Below are 12,922 nucleotides of genomic sequence, written 5' to 3'. Positions count from 1 at the left end.
CCGCGGCCGAGGCCGTCGCCGGGGTCGAGGGCGGCGGCACGGCGTGAGCCCGGACGAGCCGCACGTCGGCCCGGCCGGTTCGGATCCGCCCTCGACGGATCCGAACCGGCCGAAACCGCGACCTCCGGGTGACGGAGCTCACGGAGCCGAACCCGTGCCCGAGCAGGTGCACGGGGTGCGTGCGGTCCTCGTTCAGATCCCATATCTGCTGGTGATGCTCGGCGTGCTCGTGGCCGCGCTGTTCGTGATGTTCGACCGATGGCGACGCGGATCTTTCGTGTTCGGCGCGGCGCTTCTCGTCGGTGCGTTGCTCCGGGCGTTCATCCCTTCGTCGCAGGCCGGATTGTTGCAGGTCAGAGGGAAACTGTTCGACGTCTCGGTGATGGCAACGGTCGGTGGTGTGATGCTCTGGCTCGCCACGTCGATCGACTCGTTGGGAACGGATTGATTACAATAGAGACCTGAGCGTGACCTTGAGACGCAGTGGTCGCGCCTGACCAGGCAAATCTCTCTGCCCGACAGCACTGAGTACGACGCTGGGCAGACGCACCGACCGCTGGAGTACGTATCACTGCAACACCGACCGATGGCCACGTGAACCAAGTGACGTCGATGGGCGTGTCGGCAGGCGCCGGCATGATCCACTACGTCTTGCTGACGCGTGACGATCTGGGCCGCAGTGTGGTGGATTCGCGCGTGATCGACGTCGACCCGACCGACGGGCTCGACGGCCCGGGGCGCGTGAACGCCGGTATCGACGTCATGCTCAGCGCAGCCCGCGAGGCCGACGCACGCGTCGGCCCGATCGGCGTCGCGGCCCGGACCACAGCCCAACGACGCCATCTGCGATCACGGGGGAGCGGCCCCCGCCGCCAGATCCGTCTCGTCGCCGAGGACGAGGCCGTGGTCGCCTACCTCGCCGACACCGGCGAGATCGATCGCTTCTCCGCGGCCGTGGTCGTGGACTGCGGTGACACCGGGATGACCATGTACACCGTCGACCCGCAGAACCGGCAGATCACCGCCGTCGAACGCTCGACCGTCATCAGCGGCCGGCGTCTCGACCGCGCCATAGCCGAAGGTCTCACCGCCGACAACCCGGCTCTCGGAGATTCGTCGCGCACCCGTGCCGGGCGCAGCGAGTTGCTCAGCGCCTGCCGGACCGCGAAGGAAGAGATCGCCTACGGCGTTGCGGGATCCGATGGCACCGAGGGTTCGTCGGTGACGCTTCCGGGCGGTTCGGGACGGGTGTCGCTGACCGAATCCCATGTCGCGGGCGCCGTCGAACCGATGGTGCGTGAGGCACGCGAGGTGTTCGACCGCTATGTGGCCGACGTGGCCGCGCGAGGCATCAATCCGGACGCAGTGGTCTTCGTCGGTGGTCTCGCCAATCTGCCCGCGGTCCGGAAGATCACCCAGGGGCATGACTTCGACACGGTGTGCCCGTCCGCCCCGGAACTGGTGGCGGCGACGGGTGCGGCGCTCCTCGCCGGTGAGAGTGGTCCGAGCACCGCGCGACTCGCCTTCATCGGTGGTCGTCGGCAGCGTGAGTGGCTCTCGGCCATGCCGCTCGCGGTCGCGGGAGCGATCATCGCCGCGGCACTGATCACCGTGTACGCGGTCAGCTCCTCGTTCGCCGAACGACAGGTCACCGAGCCGTCGCCGTCGGTCGACAGTGTCCCGGCGGTCGCAACGACGAGCGAGCAGCGATCCGATCCGGTCCCCACGACGTCGGCTCCGGTGACGCGCGTCCCCGACCAGCCCGTCGAGCAGCCCGTCGAGCAGACCTTCGAGCAGCCGACCGTGCCCCAGCAACCGGTTCCGACACCGGACCGGGACGCTCCGGGCTGGGCCACCACAGAGTTGGCGCCGACCCCGCCGTCGACCGGTACGAGCACGCGTACATTGTCGCCGTATCCGTGGCCGACGCTGCCGTTCGCTCCGGGCACGACGCCGCGCATCCCACCGGATCTGTTGCCGAAGGAGCTACTGCCGTCGAGTCCGGCGCCGACTCCTCCTCCGCCCGCTCACTCGGCCACGCCGCGGGCGGAAGCACCTGCCGCTCCGTCGTCGAGCAGCCCGGTACCCGTCCCGCGCTGAGCGCCGAAGAACGGGGACCGGCTCAGGCGTCGCGGCGGGCCAGTTCGACCGTGCGCTTGAGCAGGTCGCTGATGGCGTCGAATTCGGTGAGAAAGCCGTCGTGCCCGGTGTCGGATCGCACGACCTGCAGACCGCCGACGCAGTTGCCCAGCTCTTCGGCGAGCTCGGCCTGTAACCGCAAGGGATACAAACGATCCGAGTCGATCCCGCCGACGATGACGGGGACCGTGCACTCGTTGAGCGCCTTCTTGATGCCGCCGCGGTTGCGGCCGACGTCGTGGTGGTTCAGGACCTCGGTGAGCACGACGTAGCTGCTCGGGTCGAAGCGCTGCATGAGTTTCGACGCCTGGTGCTCGAGGTAGCTCTGCACGGCGTACCGGCCGCCGAGCAGCGGCTGCTCGTCGCCCTGCGGCTCGTTGGCGAAGCGCTCGTCGAGCTCGGGCTCACTGCGGTACGACAGGTGCGCGATCTGACGGGCGATGCCCATCCCGGTCAGCGGTACCTGTCCGGTGCCGTGATAGTTCCCGCCGTTCCAGGCCGGGTCGGACTTGATGGCGGCGATCTGGGTGGTCTGGATGCCGATCTGGTCGGCGGTGGCACGGGCGCCGACGGCCAGCACCAGTGCGCTGCGGACGCGCTCGGGGTATTCGATCGCCCACTCGAGTGCACGGGCTCCGCCCATCGATCCGCCGAGAACTGCTCCGACGCTGCGGATTCCGAGACGGTCGAGGAGAGCGACCTCGGCGCGGACCTGGTCGAGGACGGTGATCTGTGGGAATCGCGAACCCCACGGCCGACCGTCGGAGGCGAGTGACCCGGGACCCGTCGATCCCTTGCAGCCGCCGAGGACGTTGGCCGAGATGACGCACCATTCGTCGGTGTCGATGGCCATGCCCGGACCGATGAGGCCGTCCCACCAGCCGGGCGTCTCGTGCTCGTTGTCGGCGGGACCGGTGACGTGGGAGTCGCCGGTGAGCGCGTGCAGGGTGAGGATCACGTTGTCGCGGGACGGCGACAACGTCCCCCAGCGCTGGAACGCCAGGGTGACGTTGTCGATCCGTTCGCCGCTGTCGAGAGGCAGCGAGCCGATGCTCATGCCGACGAGCTTCCCGTCCGGGACCGATTCCCAGTCGGGCTGATCAGACGCTTGCGCGTTCAGGTCGATACTCACCGACAAAATTGCCTCACCTGTCTCACTTGGCGGCTGCGAAGCCCTGTTCGAGGTCCGCCAGGATGTCGTCGATTCCCTCGATGCCCACGGCCAGGCGAACAAGTCCCGGGGTGACACCCGCGGCGAGCTGCTCCTCGGGGGTCAGCTGGCTGTGGGTGGTCGAGGCCGGATGGATGACCAGCGAGCGGACGTCGCCGATGTTGGCCACGTGGCTGTGCAGGGTCAGCGCGTCCACGAACTTCTTGCCCGCGTCCACACCGCCGGCGATCTCGAAGGAGATGATCGCACCCTGTCCCTTGGGGGCGAGTTCCTGGCCGCGCTGGTACCAGGGCGAGGACTCGAGGCCGGCGTAGGCGACGGACTCGACCTGCGCATGACCCTCGAGGAACTTCGCGACCTTCTGCGCGTTGGCGACGTGACGCTCGATGCGCAGGCTCAGGGTCTCGAGGCCCTGAGCGAGCAGGAAGGCGTTGAACGGGGCGATGGCGGCACCGGTGTCGCGCAGCCACTGGACGCGGGCCTTGAGTGCGTAGGCCGGCGCACCGAGGTCGGCGAAGACCGCACCGTGGTAGCTGGGGTCCGGGGTGGTGAAGCCGGGGAACAGGTCCTTACCGTCGCGCTGCACACGCCAGTCGAAGGTGCCGCCGTCGACGATCACGCCGCCGATCGCGGTGCCGTGTCCGCCGATGTACTTGGTGGCCGAGTGGACGACGACGTCGGCGCCGTGGGCCAGCGGGTTGATCAGGTACGGGGTGGCGACGGTGTTGTCGATGATCAGCGGCACGCCGTTGCGGTGTGCGACCTCGGAGACACCCTTGATGTCGAGGATCTCGTTGTTGGGGTTGGAGATCGACTCACCGAAGAACGCGCGGGTGTTCTCGCGGACGGCGGCCTGCCACGACGCCGGATCCTCGGGATCCTCGACGAAGCTCACCTCGACGCCGAGCTTCGGCAGGGTGTAGTGGAACAGGTTGTAGGTGCCGCCGTACAGGCGCGGGCTGGACACCACGTGACCGCCGGTCTCGACGATGTTGAGGATCGAGTAGGTCTCCGCAGCCTGCCCGGAGGCCACGAGCAGAGCGGCGACGCCGCCCTCGAGGGCGGCGATGCGCTGCTCGACCGCGTCCTGGGTCGGGTTCATGATGCGGGTGTAGATGTTGCCCGGCTCCGCGAGACCGAAGAGGTTCGCCGCGTGCTGCGTGTCGTTGAAGACGTAGGAGGTGGTCTGGTAGATCGGCAGAGCCCGGGCATTCGTGGCCGCGTCGGCGGTCTGGCCGGCGTGGATCTGCTTGGTTTCGAAGCTCCAGTTGTCGGCTGGATTCGTGCCCTCGTTGGCATCAGACATGACGATTGATCACTTTCTACGGTCGGCAGGGCCAATTCGACCCTGTTGGGGTCCGACCTTCGGACCCGCGCTTGCCGGGGCTTCGCTTCTGCGATCCCACAACCCGGTCATCACCCGGAGCACCCCACCGCGGTTGGAGGGTTGCCGATCAGCAAGCCGGGGCTTGGCGCTGATACTCATGACCTGGCGACAAGGATATAACACGGATGTGAGTGACTGAGAACCCTCCCGGTCACGCCGAATCGAACCCCTCACACTGCCTCCGAACCGTGTACTGAGCGTGTGGTCCGACCGGTTGAAATCGGTCAAACGGCACGGTGAATCCCCAGTACAGCGTCGTTAGCGCTTCTCAGCATCATGTCAGGTTCTTCGTCGTCGCCTTAGGGTTCGGGCAACCCCGGCGGGCTTCCGCACTGGCATGGTCCGGGTTCACCGAGGAGAACACCTGATGGCTGCGCTTGCGCACCTCCGCTCTCGACGGATCTCCGTCCTCGTCGCCTCTGCAACCGGTCTCGCGGTGGCCGTCGCCCTGTGTCTTCCCGGTGACGCCCTCGCGGAGGCATCCGATTCCTGCGGAGCGGGCGCGGTCGTGATCGCCGCCGGCACCAACGACCCGGAGGGGCAACACCTGGTCGGGGTCACGCAGCGGTACCGAGGGCTCGGGCCGGACGGGAATCCGGACCCGGACTCCGAGTATGCGGGCGACAACGGATACACGATCATCTACGCCGACTATCCGACGACGCTCTGGCCGCTGGGCGCCACGGGGTACGACTCGAGCGTGGCGCAGGGAAACGCGGCGACCAGATCGGCGATCGCCGGCTACCAGACCCGGTGTTCGGGTAAGCCGGTCGTCGTCGCCGGGTACTCGCAGGGCGCCCGGGTCGCGGGTGATGTCCTGGCCGACATCGGCTCGGGTCCGGTCGAGGTCGTGGCGACCGACGAGAACGGCGACCCACTCCTCGACGAGGACGGCAATCCGATCACCGTCGTCATCGACCCGGACGGGATCAGCGGCGAGTTGTACTCCGACCCGCGGCAGGCCGGCGACAAGACCGGACGCGGCATCGAACTGTCCCTGATCGGCGTGATCCCGGGTCTGACGATGTCCGGTCCGCGCGGGACGACCGGGACCGACGCCGGTTTCGGTGAGCTCGAGGGTCGGGTGGTGTCGGTCTGTATCGAGGGCGACCCCATCTGTGACCTGCCCGATCCCATCTACGACCCGATCGGTGCGATCGACGGGCTCCTCGGTTACCAGGTCAAGCACTTCCTCTACCCGTACGCGATGTACCGGGACCCCGCGTCCCAGTGGGCGACGCGACCGGTCTCATGCAACGACGCGGGGACGGTCTGCATGGTCGGGGCCAAGTCCGCATTCGCCGAGCTGGTCCAGGGCTGGGCATCCGACCTCGGTTACACCGGCGAGATCGGCGACTTCCTGTCCGGCCGTCCGACGGTCGGCCTCCCGCTCGGGATCACCCTGGCGAACCTGCAGCCCGTCGTCCGCCTGGTTCAGGGTGTCCTCCCGCCGCTGCCGCAGCTCGGTTACGGCGCCTACCTTCCCGACCTCTTCGTCTTCGAGGACATCCTGCAGGGCATCGTCAGCCTGTCCCCGGCGCGACTCATGCGCGGTGTGACCGCGCTGGCCGCCAGCGTTCGCAGCATCGTGCTGCTGCCGGTGAACGCCGTGCGGTACTGGGCGGGCGCGATCGTCGGACCGACCGTCACGTCGCAGCCGAACACCTTCACCGTGCGCGCCGACGACGACTCCGAGGTGCCGGTGACTCTCGCCCGAACCTTCGCCGCCGTCGACGACGATCCCGAGATCAGCGGACCGGAGGTCCCGGCGACCGACGGCGGTTCCGGCATCCCGGCCGCCACCGAGGTGGCGAGTAGTCCGTCCGGAGTCGACTCTTCGGCGGATACGGACACCTCGGCGCCTGCGTCGGCCGCCGAACCCGACAACAGCCCGGCCGGCGGTGGCGACGGCACCGACCCGTCCACCAGTGGCGGTGATCCGGGCGTGACGCGGTCGGAGACCGATTCCTCCGACGCTCCGTCGTCGGACGCCGGGACCCCGGGCTCCGATCCCGACGGCGGCTCCGGCAGCGCCGACTCCGGGACCTCGAACCCGGACGGCTCGGACTCGGGCAGTTCCGGCAGCGGCGGGTCGGATTCGAGCAGCGGTGCCGGCAACAGCGATGGCGGATCGGACAGTTCGTCGAGCGGGGACTCGGGCTCCGAGTAGTCCCGGCAGCCTCCGCGAAAACGATCACCCAGCGATCGGGCAGACGGGCCGGGGTCGTCGGCCCCTGTGAAGCAACTCACCGGGTCCGGGGGAATTGTGGTCTCCATGGGCCGGTTGGCATGAGGCGTGCCTGACGCTCCCACGACGACCACCGGTGCGCCGGACGACCTCGTTCCGAACGTGCTCGACGACGCATCGTCGAAGGTGCGGGAGCGTCCCTCGTCGACGATCTCGAGTCGTGCCCGCCGGTTGACGATCCTGGCGCTCGCGCTGGGCGGTTTCGGTATCGGGACCACAGAGTTCGTCGCGATGGGTCTGCTCCCGAACATCGCCGGTTCCCTCGGCGTCTCCGAGCCGACCGCCGGCCACGTCATCTCCGCCTACGCGCTCGGCGTCGTCGTGGGTGCTCCGCTGATCGCGGCGCTCACGGCGCGCATGTCGCGGCGGGTGCTCCTGATCGCGTTGATGGTGGCGTTCACGATCGGCAACCTCGCGACCGTGCTCGCGCCGTCGTACGGACTTCTACTCGTGGCGCGGTTCGTCGCCGGTCTTCCGCATGGTGCGTACTTCGGCGTCGCGGCGCTGGTCGCCGCTCACCTCGCCGGTCCGCGGAATCGGGCCAAGGCGGTCGGGCAGGTGATGCTCGGTCTCTCGGTGGCGAACGTCGTGGGCGTGCCCGCGGCGGCCTGGCTGGGGGAGACGTTCGGGTGGCGCACCGCATTCGCGATCGTCGTCGTCATCGGCATCGCGACCGTCGTGGCGCTGGTCCGTGTGTTGCCGACCCTGTCCGGCATGACGATCACCGACCCGCTGACCGAACTCGGGGCACTCAGACGAACGCAGGTGTGGTTCACCCTGGTGATCGGCGTCGTCGGGTTCGGCGGGATGTTCGCGTTCTACACCTATCTCAACTCGGCCCTGACGTCGGTGACGGGACTGTCGGTCTCCGTCGTGCCCTTTGCCCTGATGCTGTACGGACTGGGCATGGTGACCGGGAACTTCGTCGGCGGCTACGCGGCCGATCGGAGTGTGTCCGTCGCCATCCTGGCCGGCCTGTTCACCAGCGCGGTGACTCTCGCCGCCTTCGCGGTGCTCGCCGAGAATGCCTGGGCGGCACTGATTCTCACCTACTTCGTGGCGCTGACCGGATCGACGATGCTGCCGGCTCTCCAGACGCGGCTGATGGACGTCGCTGCCGACGCGCAGACGCTGGCCGCCGCCCTCAATCATTCGGCGCTCAACGTCGCCAACGCCGCGGGTGCGTTCCTCGGCGGCGTGGTGGTCTCGGCCGGGTGGGGGTTCCTGTCGCCGTCGGCGATCGGCGCGGTGCTCGCCGTCGGCGGAATCGCCGTCGCGGTCGTCGCGATCACGACAGTTCGACGGCGACCCGCCGCGGTCTGAGTGGTCGGCGCCCGGTCAGCCGTTGGTCGGGGGCGTCGCGATGGTCTTCGACAGGTAGAGCGGTTCGCCGAGCTTGTTGATCAGCTCGAGTTGCGTCTCGAGGTAGTCGATGTGCTCCTCCTCGTCGGCGAGGATCTTCTCGAGGAGGTTCGCGCTCGTGATGTCGCCCTTCTCGCGGCACATGGCGATGCCCGGGCGGAGTCGCTCGACGACCTCGACCTCGACGGCCATGTCCGACTCGAACTGTTCCCGGATGGACTGCCCGATTCGGAGCGGCAGCAGTCGCTGGTAGTTGGGCAGTGCGTCGAGGAAGAGGATGCGATCGGTGAGGAGCTCCGCATGGGTCATCTCCTCGATGGACTCCGCGCGGGTCTTCGCAGCGACCTCGGTCAGACCCCAGCTCGCCTGCATCTTCGAGTGGAGGAAGTACTGGTTGATCGCGGTCAACTCACTTGTGAGCTGTTCGTTGAGTAGTGCAATGACCTCGTCGTCGCCACGCATGTTGACAGCCTCCCGTTAGCCGATCGTCTCGTGACGAAGTTAACACGACAAAACGCCCCGCGCGCGTTGTCGCGCGAGGTTGTTTAGGAGTTGTCGAATGTCAGATCATGCGGCGTTCGTCGCCGTTGCCAGCCTTTCGCTCAGGATGCTGTCGAGCTTCTCCAGGCAGGTTCCGCAGCCCTCGCCCGCGCCACACCGATCACTGATGTCGTCGACGGTGTAGGCACCGGCATCGCAGTGCTCATGTACTTCGTCGACGGTGACGGCGCGGCATATGCAAACGAACATCTTCGGACCTAACGTAGTGCCTGGATTAGGTAATGCTTACATATTCTCCCCCGTGAGCACAAGGGTTGCCTTACCTCTATTTCGTCTCAATCGGAGACCCGGAGACCCGGAGACCCGGAGACCCGTCTCGGGAGGTGTGCGGCGCGGCTCGGGCCTGTCGGACCGAATCCGTACTATGTGGCCTCGTGCCACTCTCCATTTCCACGGTCAACGTCAACGGAATCCGCGCGGCGGTCAAACATCGTTCCGAGACCAACCGCGGCTTCCTGCCCTGGTTGGAGGACTCGTCGCTCGACGTCGTGCTGTTGCAGGAGGTACGCGCGAGCGAGGACCTCGCCCGGGACGCCCTGGCTCCCGCGCTTCAGGCGGGCTGGCATCTCACGATGAGTGAGTCGGCGGTCAAGGGGCATGCCGGTGTCGGCGTTCTCACCCGTCGGGCGCCGGACGCCGTCCGGATCGGTTTCGGGAGCGCCGAGTTCGACGAACTCGGTCGCTATCTCGAGGTCGACCTCGACACCGATCTCGGACCGGTGACCGCGGCCAGTCTGTACCTGCCCAAGGGTGCGGCGCTCACCGACGCAGAGAAGGACATCGCCAAATTCGAGGAGAAGGCGCGGTTTCTCGACGAGTTCGGCGACCATCTCGGTCGGCTCGTCCGTCGTCGCCGGCACGTCGTCGTCGGTGGCGACTGGAACATCGCCCATGCCGAGGCCGACATCAAGAACTGGAAGGGCAATCTCAAGAGCCCTGGCTTCCTGCCGCATGAACGCGCGTGGGTGGGCGGGCTCCTCGAGGCCGGCTGGCGTGACGTCTCCCGTGAGCTCCATCCCGGTGAGAGCGGCCCGTACTCGTGGTGGTCGTGGCGTGGCAAGGCCTTCGACAATGACTCCGGCTGGCGGATCGACTATCAGCTGGCCAACCGCTCCCTCGCCGAGCGGGCGGTCAAGACCACCGTCGACCGGGCGGCCGCGTACGACCTGCGGTGGTCGGATCATGCACCGGTCACCGTCGTCTACGAGTGAGGCGGGCACCCGCGTCAAAGGGCTTTGTGGGTCTGCGAAAATGGAGCAATGAGTTCTGACGCCTCCGCATCCGGTGCCGCCCGACCGCGCGTGCTGTCGGGAATCCAGCCGACCAGCGATTCCTTCCACCTCGGCAACTACCTGGGTGCGGTCCGCCAGTGGGTGGCCCTGCAGGACGACTTCGAGGCGTACTACTTCATTCCGGACATGCATGCGATCACGGCGTCGTTCGATCCGAAGACCCTCGCCGATCGCACGCGTCTGTCGGTCGCTCAGTTGCTGGCCGTCGGCGTGGATCCCGAGCGCTCCACGATCTACGTCCAGTCGCACATCCCGGAGATCGCCGAGCTGACCTGGGTGCTGTCGTGCATCACCGGTTTCGGTGAGGCGAGCCGGATGACACAGTTCAAGGACAAATCGGCCAAGCAGGGCGTGGACGCGGCGGGTGTCGGGCTGTTCACCTATCCGATCCTGATGGCGGCGGACATCCTCGCCTTCCAGGTGGATCAGGTGCCGGTGGGCGAGGACCAGCGTCAGCACCTCGAGCTCACGCGCGATCTGGCGCAGCGTTTCAACTCGCGGTTCGGCAAGGTCCTCAAGGTTCCGCAGGCGTACATCGTCAAGGAGTTCGCGAAGATCTACGACCTCCAGAACCCGACCGCCAAGATGAGCAAGTCGGCGGAGTCCGACAAGGGCCTCATCAATCTGCTCGACGAGCCGAAGAAGTCTGCGAAGAAGATCCGTTCGGCGGTGACCGACACGGAGACCGAGATCCGGTTCGACCCCGAGAACAAGCCGGGTGTGAGCAACCTGCTCACCATCCAGTCGGCGTTGAGTGGCACTCCGGTGGACGTCCTCGTCGACAAGTACCAGGGCAAGGGGTACGGCGACCTCAAGGTCGAGACCGCCGACGTCCTCACCGAGTTCGTCACGCCGCTGCGTGGCCGCGTCTCCGAGTACATGGACGATCCCGCACAGCTCGACGCGATTCTCGCTCGTGGCGCCGAACGCGCTCGGTCGGTGGCCTCGGCGACCCTCGAGTCGGTCTATGACAAGGTGGGATTCCTGTCGCCGAGGCGCTGACACAGTCCTGAGTTCGACCTCCTCGGCGATTCGACGAGGAGGCGTGCGGTGAGTTCGGTGGTCGATTCGGGGAAGTCGCTCGTCACCCGTGCGAAGTCGATCTACGAGGACCGGCGTGAGCGCTGGACCTGGCTCGACCACCTCGTGCGGACGGTGGACCGCTACAACGACCGCCGCGGAAATCTCTACGCGGCGAGCATCAGCTTCAACGGCATCCTCGCGCTCGTCCCGATCATCATGGTGGCGTTCGCGGTCGCCGGCTTCGTGCTGGCCCAACAGCCGGAGGTGCTGCAGGAGATCCAGGACGCGGTCGTGGAGAAGATGCCGGGGCAACTCGGCGATCAGGTCTCCGACATCATCACCTCGGCCATCGACTCCCGTACCACGGTGGGTGTGGTCGGCCTGCTCGGCGCGGCGTTCACCGGCATCGGCTGGATCTCCGGGGTCCGTACCGGAATGACCGAGATGTGGGGTGGCCGAGTGCAACGCAACGCGGTCATGTCGAAGGTGTGGGATCTGGTGACCTTCGCCGGACTGGGTGTCGCCTTCGCGGTGACGATGGCCGTGACCGCCCTGGGCAATTCGGGTCTCACCAAGACCGTGCTGGGGTGGGTGGGCCTCGACGACGCGTCGTGGGCGCCGATCCTCGTGCGGGTGGTGTCGACCGTGGTCTCGATCCTCGCCACCTGGGCCTTGTTCACGTTCATCATGGCACGGCTTCCCCTGGTGCAGTTGCCATTCCGCAACACCCTGAAAGCCGGACTGATCACCGCGGTCGCGTTCGAGATCGTCAAGACGGTCGGCGGGCTCTACCTCCAGTCGGTGCTGAGCAGCCCCGCGGGTGTGGCATTCGGCCCGATCCTCGGTGTCATGGTGTTCGCGTACCTCGCGTCGCGCATCGTGCTCTACGCCGCCGCCTGGTGTGCGACCGACCCGGCGAACGAGGAGTTCCAGGTCGAGGAGGACCCCGACGCGGAACTGCATCGGCCGGTGGTCATCTCGCCGACGGTCGAGGTGAGTCCGACGCCGCGTCCGGCGGCGCTGGCGGCCGCGGCGGGGGTCGGCGCGGGTATCAGCGTGCTGATCGGGTGGTTGTCTGGTCGCGCCCGCTGACCGATGGCGAGGGTTTCGCGTCGTGAGTGCCGGCCAGGATTCGGGCGAGACTTCCTCCGGAGGTGAGGCCGCCGAGCGCCATGGCGAACAGATCGTCAGCGAGGCGACGGTTGGCATCGTCGCCCTGGGGCGTGAACCAGTGCTGCATCCAGTTCAGGATGCCGACCAATGACAGGGCCGCGATTCTCGGACCGACCGGGGGATTGAACTCGCCGCGCGCGACTCCGTCGGCGATCAGATCCTCGAGGATGCTCATGTATCTCGCATCCATCTCGGTGAACTTCCCGAACTTGTCGGAGAGGTCGGTGCGTCCGATGTTTCGGAGGTATACGAACGCTGCGGGGTAGTGGTCGCTGAACACGCGTACCTGAATTCGGAAGAGCGCCTGCAGCCGGACGGTTGCTGACTGCTGGTCATCGTTGCGCAGCTGTTCGAGGTCGGCGAGCAGGACCTCGGCCGGACGTTCCACAACCGCGAGTAACAGCTCCTCTTTGCTCTGGACGTAGTTGTAGATGCTGCCCTTGAGGATTCCCACACGTGCGGCGATGTCCTCCAGGGTTGCGCTGTCGTAGCCGCGGCTTCGGAACTCTTCGCCGGCCGCTTCGACGACGTCTGTCCACCGACTCGGACGGGCCATCGTTCCTCCT

The 12,922-nt window shown here is 67.2% G+C and carries 12 protein-coding genes and 1 riboswitch; of the genes, 7 read left to right on the top strand and 5 right to left on the bottom strand.

Annotation, left to right across the window (positions count from 1 at the left end; translation table 11 throughout):
• Positions 1 to 154 precede the first annotated feature (154 nt).
• Positions 155 to 448, top strand: coding sequence for a DUF3017 domain-containing protein (locus NWF34_RS14145; RefSeq protein ID WP_006434490.1), 294 nt, complete (start codon positions 155 to 157; stop codon positions 446 to 448).
• A 164-nt stretch (positions 449 to 612) separates the two neighbouring features.
• Entirely contained in the window at positions 613 to 2,100 is a 1,488-nt protein-coding gene (locus NWF34_RS14140; protein ID WP_258325340.1) for a hypothetical protein, read from the top strand.
• A 22-nt stretch (positions 2,101 to 2,122) separates the two neighbouring features.
• On the opposite strand, the gene NWF34_RS14135 is transcribed toward NWF34_RS14140, so the two are convergent.
• Together NWF34_RS14135 and NWF34_RS14130 are read right to left on the bottom strand one after the other, a co-directional pair.
• On the bottom strand, positions 2,123 to 3,277 hold the full coding sequence (locus tag NWF34_RS14135; protein ID WP_258325339.1) for a homoserine O-acetyltransferase: 1,155 nt from the start codon (positions 3,275 to 3,277) through the stop codon (positions 2,123 to 2,125).
• Positions 3,278 to 3,293: 16 nt separating this feature from the next.
• On the bottom strand, positions 3,294 to 4,616 hold the full coding sequence (locus NWF34_RS14130; protein ID WP_006434493.1) for a bifunctional o-acetylhomoserine/o-acetylserine sulfhydrylase: 1,323 nt from the start codon (positions 4,614 to 4,616) through the stop codon (positions 3,294 to 3,296).
• Positions 4,617 to 4,678: 62 nt separating this feature from the next.
• Positions 4,679 to 4,800: riboswitch (SAM riboswitch) on the bottom strand.
• A 264-nt stretch (positions 4,801 to 5,064) separates the two neighbouring features.
• On the opposite strand from NWF34_RS14130, the gene NWF34_RS14125 reads away from it, so the two are divergent.
• Together NWF34_RS14125 and NWF34_RS14120 are read left to right on the top strand one after the other, a co-directional pair.
• Positions 5,065 to 6,867: a PE-PPE domain-containing protein gene (locus NWF34_RS14125; protein WP_258325338.1), complete on the top strand. Its 1,803-nt coding sequence runs from the start codon at positions 5,065 to 5,067 to the stop codon at positions 6,865 to 6,867.
• 126 nt (positions 6,868 to 6,993) lie between these two features.
• Positions 6,994 to 8,268 (top strand): MFS transporter, encoded by a 1,275-nt coding sequence (locus NWF34_RS14120; RefSeq protein ID WP_258325337.1) that lies wholly within the window; start codon positions 6,994 to 6,996, stop codon positions 8,266 to 8,268.
• Between the two features lie 15 nt (positions 8,269 to 8,283).
• Here the strand turns inward: NWF34_RS14120 and bfr are convergent, their stop codons facing one another.
• Both bfr and NWF34_RS14110 read right to left on the bottom strand, forming a co-directional pair.
• Positions 8,284 to 8,769 (bottom strand): bacterioferritin, encoded by a 486-nt coding sequence (gene bfr / locus NWF34_RS14115; RefSeq protein WP_258325336.1) that lies wholly within the window; start codon positions 8,767 to 8,769, stop codon positions 8,284 to 8,286.
• A 105-nt stretch (positions 8,770 to 8,874) separates the two neighbouring features.
• Positions 8,875 to 9,057 (bottom strand): bacterioferritin-associated ferredoxin, encoded by a 183-nt coding sequence (locus NWF34_RS14110; protein ID WP_024497197.1) that lies wholly within the window; start codon positions 9,055 to 9,057, stop codon positions 8,875 to 8,877.
• 185 nt (positions 9,058 to 9,242) lie between these two features.
• Here NWF34_RS14110 and NWF34_RS14105 point away from each other — a divergent pair, with 185 nt between their 5' ends.
• The 3 genes from NWF34_RS14105 to NWF34_RS14095 are packed head-to-tail and all read left to right on the top strand — an operon-like array spanning position 9,243 to position 12,275.
• Positions 9,243 to 10,079 carry an exodeoxyribonuclease III gene (locus NWF34_RS14105; protein WP_258325335.1) on the top strand — a complete coding sequence of 279 codons (837 nt, stop codon included), beginning with the start codon at positions 9,243 to 9,245 and terminating at the stop codon, positions 10,077 to 10,079.
• Between the two features lie 48 nt (positions 10,080 to 10,127).
• A complete protein-coding gene (gene trpS / locus NWF34_RS14100; RefSeq protein ID WP_024497199.1) occupies positions 10,128 to 11,162 on the top strand; it encodes a tryptophan--tRNA ligase in 1,035 nt (344 codons plus the stop codon).
• Positions 11,163 to 11,210: 48 nt separating this feature from the next.
• On the top strand, positions 11,211 to 12,275 hold the full coding sequence (locus NWF34_RS14095) for a YhjD/YihY/BrkB family envelope integrity protein (protein WP_258325334.1): 1,065 nt from the start codon (positions 11,211 to 11,213) through the stop codon (positions 12,273 to 12,275).
• Here NWF34_RS14095 and NWF34_RS14090 read toward each other — a convergent pair.
• The gene (locus NWF34_RS14090; protein ID WP_258325333.1) at positions 12,235 to 12,912 is read right to left on the bottom strand and encodes a TetR/AcrR family transcriptional regulator; all 678 of its coding nucleotides are present in this window, start codon (positions 12,910 to 12,912) and stop codon (positions 12,235 to 12,237) included. The two genes, NWF34_RS14095 and NWF34_RS14090, sit on opposite strands and share 41 nt — an antisense overlap.
• Positions 12,913 to 12,922 lie beyond the last annotated feature (10 nt).

The organism is Gordonia sp. GONU, from assembly GCF_024733855.1.
GTDB classification, from domain to species: Bacteria; Actinomycetota; Actinomycetes; order Mycobacteriales; family Mycobacteriaceae; genus Gordonia; species Gordonia amicalis.
This window is presented reverse-complemented; position numbering and strand designations above follow the sequence as displayed.

Coding starts and splice junctions, on each gene's coding strand:
- NWF34_RS14130 (WP_006434493.1), bottom strand. CDS start 4,616: ATGTCTGATGCCAACGAGGGCACGAATCCAGCCGACAACTGGAGCTTC.
- NWF34_RS14110 (WP_024497197.1), bottom strand. CDS start 9,057: ATGTTCGTTTGCATATGCCGCGCCGTCACCGTCGACGAAGTACATGAG.
- NWF34_RS14140 (WP_258325340.1), top strand. CDS start 613: ATGGGCGTGTCGGCAGGCGCCGGCATGATCCACTACGTCTTGCTGACG.
- trpS (WP_024497199.1), top strand. CDS start 10,128: ATGAGTTCTGACGCCTCCGCATCCGGTGCCGCCCGACCGCGCGTGCTG.
- NWF34_RS14125 (WP_258325338.1), top strand. CDS start 5,065: ATGGCTGCGCTTGCGCACCTCCGCTCTCGACGGATCTCCGTCCTCGTC.
- NWF34_RS14090 (WP_258325333.1), bottom strand. CDS start 12,912: ATGGCCCGTCCGAGTCGGTGGACAGACGTCGTCGAAGCGGCCGGCGAA.
- bfr (WP_258325336.1), bottom strand. CDS start 8,769: ATGCGTGGCGACGACGAGGTCATTGCACTACTCAACGAACAGCTCACA.